The sequence below is a fragment of the Phenylobacterium sp. genome (genome assembly GCF_037968635.1).
Taxonomy (GTDB): domain Bacteria; phylum Pseudomonadota; class Alphaproteobacteria; order Caulobacterales; family Caulobacteraceae; genus Phenylobacterium.
The window spans coordinates 1-7,934 of sequence record NZ_JBBKVV010000098.1 but is presented as its reverse complement, the minus strand read 5'-3'; the positions used below and the strand labels follow the sequence as shown (position 1 = coordinate 7,934).

Sequence of the window (7,934 nt, the reverse complement as noted above, 5' to 3'; positions counted from 1 at the left end):
CGCCAAGGCCGCCCCGCCCCGGACGGGGCCGTTCCGGTTCGCCTTCCCCGGCACGCCGTCCCTGCACAAGGGCTGGCCGGTCTTCGCCGACCTGGCGATCCGCTTCGAGAAGGACCCGCGCTACGCCTTCCTGCACCTGGGAAAGACCAAGATCCCGGGCCTGCCTCTGGAGCACCATCCTGTCTCCGCCACGGCGGCCAAGCCCATGGCCATGCGCGACGCGCTCAAACGCCTGGACGTCGACGCCGCGATGATCTGGTCCCTGTGCCTGGAGACCTTCTCGCTCACCGCCTATGAGGCCGCCGCCGCCGGGAGCGCCATCGTGACGGGACCCGATTCGGGCAATGTCGCCGCCTTCACCCGGGAGGGCGGCCACGGCCTGGTCCTGCCCGACGAGGCGGCGCTGACGGCGATGTTCGAGAGCGGCGAGATTCTGAGCCTGGCCCGCGCGCTTCGCCGCCCGCCTCTCTATGATATGGAGTTCAGCAACCTGACCGCCGACCTCATTGCGGAGCCTGCCTCGTGAAGGTCGTCTGCTTCTCCAGCTTCACCTTCTCCTATCTGAACCGCGCCCGGGTGCTGTTCCAGACCCTCAAGGTCCACCAGCCGGACTGGGAGCGGGTGGCCCTGATCACCGACGCGCCGCCCCCGGGGTTCCGGTTTGATCTCGCCAGCGAGCCCTTCGACCGGGTGGTCTACGCCCAGGACCTCGGCATCCCCGACTTCCAGGCCTGGCTCTTCAAACACGATGTGGTGGAGGTCTGCACCGCTGTTAAGGGCCCCTTCCTGCATCAGGCCCTCGCTGCGGGCGCGGACGCCGTGGTCTATCTCGATCCCGACACCGCCCTTTTCAGCAGCCTGGCGCCGCTGGAAGAGATGCTGGGGGTCGACGACATCCTGCTGACGCCGCACCTGCTCGACGCCAATGACGAGCTGGAGGCGATCCTCGACAACGACCTTTCGGCCTCGAAGACCGGCATCTTCAACCTCGGCTTCGTGGCCGTGAAGGCGGGCGGGGAGGGGACCCGGTTCGGTCGCTGGTGGAACGACAGGCTGCTGAGCTTCTGCTACGATGACATTCCAAACGGCCTGTTCGTCGATCAGCGCTGGTGCGACCACGTCCCGGCCCTGTTCGACAAGGTCAAGGTGGTCCGCGATCCCGGCTATAACGTGGCCAGCTGGAACCTCTCCAAGCGCCAGGTGGCGGTGGGCCAGGACGGGGCGATCACCGTAAACGGCCACCCCTTGCGCTTCTGGCACTTCACCAAGCTGGGCCCGACCGGCGACGCCATGACCAAGCGCTACGCCGGCGACAATCACGCGGTCTACGAGATCTGGCGCTGGTACAAGGAGGAGGTCGCCAAGACCACCGACCTGATGATCCCCGAGCGCTACTGGGCCTACGAGGCCTACGGTGACGGGACGAAGATCGCCAAGGCCCATCGCGTCCTCTACCGCGGCCGTCCCGACCTGCAGGCCGCCTTCCCCGACCCGTTCCAGGCCGACGGCTACCTCGCCTGGCTCGTCCACGAAGGGCATGCGGCGTAGGCGAGCCGTCAGCTTGCGCGCGCCATCCTGCTTCCCTACCGTGCCGCTCCCTTCCGACTAGGCTTTTCGATGCGCATCCTCGTCACCATCGCCCACTACTTCTCGGCTGAAGCCAACTCACAGCATGGCTCCACCAGCGAGCGGAAGCGGGACGATCGGCGGCAGGCCATCGAGGAGGTGATCTGCGCCTATCGCGGCCAGTTCGGCGTCTCGGCCACCCTGCATGTCGGCACCAAGAGCTTCCAGCCGGGTGTGGGGTCCGACGACGAGATCGACATCGTCGCGGTGACCACCGGCGAGAAGCATCTGCTGACCCCTGAGTTCTGCCGGCGATATGGCGTTAAGGTGGCCAAGCTTGATCTGGAAAACCCGCGGATGCTGGGGTTCAGCGCTCAGCAGATCATGGCCCAGCAGGCCAGCAGGTACGACATGTTCGTCTTCACGGAGGACGATCTGCGGATCAATGATCCGACCTTCTTTTCCAAGATCGTCTGGTTCAACCAGACCTTCGGACCCAAACGCGTGCTGTTCCCCAACCGCATCGAGTGGAATCGCAAGGCGCCGACCCTGAAGACCTATATTGACGGCGATCTGAGCCAAAAAGCGGCCGATCGGATGAACGCCTATGTGGAGGATGAGCCGATCCTGTATGGCGCGCCGCTGGGTCGCCAGACGGTGTTCCGCCGGGCGCGCAATCCACACTCGGGCTACTTCGCCGTGACCCGGGACCAACTCGACAACTGGATGCGTCAGCCCCACTGGCTGGACCGTGACGTCGGTTTCGTCTCACCCCTGGAGAGCGCCGCGACCCTTGGCATGGCCAAGACCTTCTCGATCTACAAGGCCTTTGGCCGCTCGGGCGGGTTCCTCGAGATCGAGCACCTGGACAACGGCTTCTCGAATCTGAAGATGCCCGTCATTCCCCCGCTCTGACGTGACCGGCCCCGCCAAATCCGCCGAGGACGGCCCGGAACTCGCCGCCAAGGTCGAGAGCCTGGCTCTGCGCCACGTGGCCCTGCGCGAAGAGGTGCAGCGGGCCCAGGCCGCGGAGGCCCTGACGCGCTCGCGCCTCAGCCAGGCCTTGGCCGACGCTCTACTGGCCTTGGCTCGCGCTGAGGCCGATGGCCGCGCCGCGGCGGCCAAGGCCTATCGCGCGGCGGCGCTGCCCGGGGTCCGCCACCGCCGCCGCAATCGCATCAAGCGCCGCCTCGACCGCGCGCTGGTCCGCCTGGGCCCGGTGGGGAGCGTACTGGTGATCGCCTGCTCAGGACTTTGGGCCAAGGGCGGCGGGTTCGCCTCCATGGCCGCCTATGCCCGGCGCGCCGCCGATCGGGCCGCCCAGCCTGCCGCCTTGCTGGACCAGGCCTGGTACCTGGCGACCTACCCCGACGTCGCGGCCGGTCGGCTGGCGCCGCTGGTCCACTATATCTCTCTGGGCTGGATGGAGGGACGCGCCCCTCACCCCTTGTTCGACCGCGACTTCTACGTCGCCCGCAACGCGGAGGAGCTTGCAGCCACCGGCCTCTCGCCCCTGGAGCACTTCGTCCATATTGGCGCGGCCAAGGGGTGTGATCCGCATCCGCTGTTCAGCATCGACCACTATGTCGCCCAGGCCCCCGAACTGGGCCAGACGGGCGAGAATCCGCTGGCGCACTATCTGCGCGACGGCTGGCGGCGCGATCTCAGCCCCCATCCGCTGTTCCAGGCGGCGCGTTATCGCGGCCAGTTGACCGAGGCTGAATCCCAGGTCCCCGCCCTGGTTCACTACGTGACGGCGGGGTCGGCACGGGGCCTGAAGCCCCACCGGCTCTTCGACCCGGCCTGGTATCGTGATCAGTATCCCGACGTCGCCGCCGGCGGATTCGAAGCCCTGAGCCACTATGTCATGGCCGGCGGCCACGAAGGCCGCAATCCGGGTCCCTGGTTTGACGCCGCCCGCTACATGGCGCTTCGGGGCGATGAACTGCGAACCGACGTCGATCCGCTGACCGATTACCTGCAGGGCGGCGCCTGGACGGTGGCCCAGCCCCTGGCCGGCGAGTCCGCCGACCCTCGTCTGACGCCTCTGGAAAACTGGGCTTCGCTCTCCGACGAGGCTTGATCGCACCCTAATTAGAGGCCCAGTTCCCGCAGCTGACGCCAGATGTCGCGATAGTAGTCGGCGACGTAGTGGAAGGGGCTCAGGCCCCAGCGGTGGCTGACATCGGCGATCATCAGGCCGGGATCAGCACTCACCCGCGCGGCGCCGGTAAGGTCGGCGAACCGCTGCTGATAGCCGCGCAGCAGAGCGTTGTGCGCGTCCAGCCGTCCGACGTTGCCCTCGAAAATCATCACGTCCGGGTCGAAGTCACGGCATTGGCCTGTGCGGTCCAGAAATCGCTGCGCCCACTGCGACTCATGCAGAATGATCTGGGCGCTGCTCAGGGGCGTTGTGTTCAGGAACGCTGCGGTCTCAAGGGCGGCTTCGCGCCAGAGCTGGTCGCACTGCGCCGAGGCGCGCGGCACGATCCGTGCAGAGGAAAAGGCGGGTTGATTCATGTAGCCGCTGACCTCGAGTTCCCAGCTGTGGGTCACCACGGTGTCGGGCGTCGCCAAGAGGTCGAAACGTTCGTCGATGAAGTCGAAGATGATATGGGTGGGGCGGTGATCGATAAGCGCGGCCAGGGCCGATTTCTTCAGATCAGCGCGCACGGCGTTGTTCTGATGGCGCGCCAGCCCTGGCGGCGGGTCGTTGGCCACGGCGACGCCCCCGAGCGGTCGGGCGAACAGGCTGGGCAGGCTGGTGCGCGAAATGTAAAGCAGGTCAGCGGGGGCTTCGCCAAGGATCGGCCACAAATCCCGCGTTATGCAGCTGCCGATTATCGCCACCCTGGCCACTCGGGCACATCTCCCATCAAACCCATATCCATTGCTTCATACCACAGCTCGCCCCGCGACCACCCCGGGCCGGGCGAACCCTCCCCTGCGCGAGCCCGCCGCGGGGGTGTGGCATTGACATCGCGAAGGGCGCCGATCATCTCTCGCGCGCTCATGCGGCCTTCTGTCGTTACAGTTGGCGTACACGACTTCATTCAGCGCAGCGATCTTTCGCCCGCAAGTAACGAGACGGCCCGGCGCCCATGAAGATTTTCAAGCTTTTGTCGGCGGACCAACCGGACAATCCGCTCACGCGCGCGATCCGCGAGGGCTATCCCTCCCTGTCGGTCGCCGCGGCGTTCAGCCTGGTCTCGAACCTGCTCTATATGGCGCTGCCGCTCTACACCTTCCAGATCTACGGGCGGGTGATGACCAGCGGCAGCATTCCCACCCTGCTGGTGCTGACCTCCGGGGTGCTGGCCACCTTCGCCGTCTCCGGGGTCATCGACCACTACCGTTCCAAGGTGCTGATCAACTACGGCGTGGTCATGGACCAGCGGGTCTCCGGCCACGTGTTCTCGGCTCTGTTCGACGGCGTGACGCGGGGCAATCCGGCCTTGCGTTCCCAGGCCATGCGCGACCTCGACAGTTTCCGCCAGATGCTCACCGGCCCCACCTTCGGCGTGGTGTTCGACCTGCCCTGGATGCCGGTCTTCCTGATCGTGTTGTGGATCATCGACCCCCTGGTGGGTGTGGTGACGCTGCTGGGCGCTGTTCTCCTGATCGCCATCACCCTGATGCAGGACCGCGCCACCCGGCCCGCGCTGGCCGAGGCCAACGAAGCCGCCCTGCGCAGCTACGCCTTCACCGACGCGGCGCTGCGCAACGGCGAGGTGGTTCGCGCCATGGGCATGGTGGAGACACTGGGCGGCCGTTGGGCCGGCTTCCGGCAGACCACCATGGACCGCAGCGCCGACGCCGGCGACGTGGCTAGCGCCTATTCCAACGTCAGCAAGTTCTGGCGCCAGGCGGTCCAGGTCCTGATCATCGGGATCGGCGCCTATTTGGTGGTGAAGGGGACGATTCACGCCGGCCTTCTGTTCGCCAACATGATCCTGGCCGCCCGCGCCCTCCAGCCGATTGACCGCCTGGTGGGGTCGTGGGACGGCATGCTGCAGGGCACGCGAGCCTTCGACCGGCTGATGCTGGTCTTCGGCGACTACAAGCCCGCCACCCCGGTCACAGGCCTGCCGCGCGCCACGGGCCGGCTGTCGGTGGAAGCCGTCAACTTCGCTCCGGCCGGCGCTGAGAAGTTTGTCCTGCAGGGCATCAATTTTAAGATCGAGCCGGGCGAGATGCTGGGCATCATCGGTCCCTCCGGCGCCGGCAAGTCGACGCTGTCGCGGCTGATGATGGGTATCTGGCGGCCCAACAACGGCAATGTCCGTCTGGATGGCGCCGACGTCTTCACGTGGGACCGCAAGGACTTCGGCCGCAACGTCGGCTACCTGCCGCAGGATACCGAGCTGTTCGCCGGAACCATCCGCGACAACATCGCCCGCTTCCAGCCCGAGATCACCGACGCCGAGGTGGTCGCCGCGGCTCAGCTCGCCGGGGTCCACGAGCTCGTGCTGCGCCTGCCGAAGGGCTATGACACCGACCTTGGACAGAGCGTCCATGTGCTGTCCGCCGGCCAGCGTCAACGCATCGGCCTCGCCCGGGCGGTGCTCGGGCAGCCGCCGTTCATCGTGCTCGATGAACCCAACGCCAGCCTGGACGCCGAGGGCGAAGACGCCCTGATGAAGGCCCTGGACACCCTGAAGGCCGCAGGCGTGACCATCGCTGTGGTCTCCCACAAGCCCAATCTGTTCCGCGCCGCCGACAAGATCCTCGTGCTGCGAGACGGGCGCATGGAGCTCTTCGGACCGCGTGATCAGGTGCTGGCCCGATTCACCCAGCCCGCCGCCGTGCCCGCCATAGGAGCGGCGCGATGAACCAGGACGTCACGCCGATCAAACCCTATGTGACCCCGACCTTCAGCGGCCAGGATCAGGCCCTCGATCCGGGCCTGAAACGCAAGCTGCGGCAGCCGATGATCGTCGGCGGCGTGATTGTCGGCGTCTTCGTCGTGGCCACGATACTCTGGGCGGCGGTCGCGCCGGTCCGCAGCGCCATCATGGCCCCGGGCGTCGTGCGGGTTGAGGCCAACCGCAAGATTATCCGGCACCGCGAGGGCGGCGCCGTGAAGGCGATTCCGGTGCGCGAGGGTCAGCACGTCGCCAAGGGGCAGCCGCTGCTGATCCTCGACGACGTACAGTCCCGCGCCGCGGTCGATGTGTTCCAGAGTCAGACGGACGCGCTCTCGGCTCAGAGCGCCCGCTTCGAAGCTGAGGCGACCGGTCGTCGAGTGATGAACTTCCCCGCCGACCTGACGGGCCGGATGGCTGATCCCCGCGTGGCGGGCGTGATCCAGGACCAGCAACTGCTGTTCTCCACGCGACTGCAGTTCTTCGACAGTCAGACCGACGTGTTGAACCAGCGCCAGAGCCAGATCGAATCGCAGATTTCCGGCGTGCAGGCCCAGCTCGATGCGCTGGAGGAGAATGTCCGCCTGACCAAGGAGGAGCTCGCGGGCTATCAGACTCTCTATGAGAAGGGCTTCGCCCCCAAGACGCTGATCCTCCGCTACGATCGGACCCTGGCTGATCTGGCCGGCCGCCGCGGCGCGCTGAACGCCGAGATTACCCGCCTGCGCCAGCAAAAGGGGGAAACCCGCCTGCAACTCAATGCGCTCCGCGACCAGCGGGTCAGCCAGGCCGCAGAAGGCCTGCGTCAGATGCAGGCCACTCTGTCGGAGGTCTCGCCCCGCCTGACCGCCGCGCGCCAGACCTTCAACGGCGCGGTGATCCGCTCACCGGTCGATGGCTATGTCCTGGACCTCAGCCAGTCGACGGTGGGTGGGGTGATCGGTGCGGGGGAGGTGCTGATGAACATCGTGCCCGCCAATGCGCCGCTGATCATCTCGGCCAAAATCAAGCCGACCGATATCGATGACGTGAAGATCGGCATGAAGGCCCAGGTGCGCCTGACGGCGTTCAACTTCCGCAAGGTTTCCCCGGTGATGGGCGACGTTGTCGCGGTCTCCGCCGACCAGTTGAGCGATCCGAAAACCGGCGAGGGCTACTTCCGCGCCGACGTCCGTATCCCACCCAAGGACCTGGCCGGCCTCCCCAAGGGCGCCAAGCTCAGCCCCGGCATGCCGGCCATGGTGTCCATCGTGACAGGCACGCGGACGGTGCTGTCCTACGTCGTCAGCCCGCTGACCGACACGATCAGGGACTCCCTGAAGGAAGAATGATGTTGGGGCGAACCGCCCTCGGCAAGCGCTGTCATGGGGCCTGGTTTCCCGCCGTTTTTACTGTTGCGCATTTTCGATGGTTCCGATACGTCTTCCTCGGGCTCGTTTAACCTTCGCCACGACCATGTTATGGCGATCGGTAAGGACTTCCTGGGACCGCGCCATTCGGCAA

7 protein-coding genes are annotated in these 7,934 nt (G+C 66.5%); 6 read left to right on the top strand and 1 reads right to left on the bottom strand.

Annotation, left to right across the window (positions count from 1 at the left end; translation table 11 throughout):
- From AAC997_RS12005 to AAC997_RS11990, 4 genes are all read left to right on the top strand, one after another.
- Positions 1-526, top strand: a 526-nt coding sequence (locus AAC997_RS12005) for a hypothetical protein (RefSeq protein WP_340645933.1), incomplete at its 5' end; no start/stop codon positions are given.
- Positions 523-1,548 carry a hypothetical protein gene (locus AAC997_RS12000; protein ID WP_340645932.1) on the top strand — a complete coding sequence of 342 codons (1,026 nt, stop codon included), beginning with the start codon at positions 523-525 and terminating at the stop codon, positions 1,546-1,548. The genes AAC997_RS12005 and AAC997_RS12000, both read left to right, overlap by 4 nt.
- Positions 1,549-1,617: 69 nt before the next feature.
- Positions 1,618-2,481: a hypothetical protein gene (locus AAC997_RS11995; protein WP_340645931.1), complete on the top strand. Its 864-nt coding sequence runs from the start codon at positions 1,618-1,620 to the stop codon at positions 2,479-2,481.
- 1 nt (position 2,482) lies between these two features.
- A complete protein-coding gene (locus AAC997_RS11990) occupies positions 2,483-3,649 on the top strand; it encodes a hypothetical protein (RefSeq protein ID WP_340645930.1) in 1,167 nt (388 codons plus the stop codon).
- Positions 3,650-3,660: 11 nt separating this feature from the next.
- On the opposite strand, the gene AAC997_RS11985 is transcribed toward AAC997_RS11990, so the two are convergent.
- Positions 3,661-4,416 (bottom strand): DUF6270 domain-containing protein, encoded by a 756-nt coding sequence (locus AAC997_RS11985; protein WP_340645929.1) that lies wholly within the window; start codon positions 4,414-4,416, stop codon positions 3,661-3,663.
- A gap of 251 nt (positions 4,417-4,667) precedes the next feature.
- Here AAC997_RS11985 and AAC997_RS11980 point away from each other — a divergent pair, with 251 nt between their 5' ends.
- A complete protein-coding gene (locus AAC997_RS11980; protein ID WP_340645928.1) occupies positions 4,668-6,398 on the top strand; it encodes a type I secretion system permease/ATPase in 1,731 nt (576 codons plus the stop codon).
- The gene (locus AAC997_RS11975; RefSeq protein WP_340645927.1) at positions 6,395-7,762 is read left to right on the top strand and encodes an HlyD family type I secretion periplasmic adaptor subunit; all 1,368 of its coding nucleotides are present in this window, start codon (positions 6,395-6,397) and stop codon (positions 7,760-7,762) included. Before AAC997_RS11980 ends, AAC997_RS11975 begins: the two co-directional genes overlap by 4 nt.
- The last annotated feature ends 172 nt before the right edge of the window (positions 7,763-7,934 follow it).

Coding starts and splice junctions, on each gene's coding strand:
- AAC997_RS11995 (WP_340645931.1), top strand. CDS start 1,618: ATGCGCATCCTCGTCACCATCGCCCACTACTTCTCGGCTGAAGCCAAC.
- AAC997_RS11980 (WP_340645928.1), top strand. CDS start 4,668: ATGAAGATTTTCAAGCTTTTGTCGGCGGACCAACCGGACAATCCGCTC.
- AAC997_RS11975 (WP_340645927.1), top strand. CDS start 6,395: ATGAACCAGGACGTCACGCCGATCAAACCCTATGTGACCCCGACCTTC.